Genomic DNA, 341 nt, shown 5'->3' on the forward strand with positions numbered 1-341 from the left:
TCTTCCAATTCACTCTGTGAATTAAAAAACAAATAACTGTCACCTCTAGTGTGGGAGCGAAAAACCTTTGTTCTATCGGTATCGAGATAAAAGCACCAGTCAAACTTATGAAAAAATTGGATAACCTTACGTTTTTTATTGTAAAAAACGAATAACCAATCTTCGCGATGCCCGATTCTCACCTCGGCTTCTTCATCCGGCTGGCGCTTTAAGCCAGTAAACGAGAGTAAAATCAGCCCTCCCGCACCGACAAGAATCATCGGGCCCACCGTGGCAACCATAAACACACAAACCACCGCCCCAAACCAGGCCACCACCTGCGCTGCACTGTTGACCCAGCG

Annotated in this window: 1 pseudogene; it reads right to left on the reverse strand. The window is 46.3% G+C overall.

Annotated elements, in window-relative coordinates:
- Window positions 1-341: pseudogene (locus TW84_RS24665) on the reverse strand (hypothetical protein); the annotation flags it as partial.

Origin of the sequence: Vibrio neptunius, assembly GCF_000967495.1 — a bacterium.
Classification (GTDB): Bacteria; Pseudomonadota; Gammaproteobacteria; order Enterobacterales; family Vibrionaceae; genus Vibrio; species Vibrio neptunius.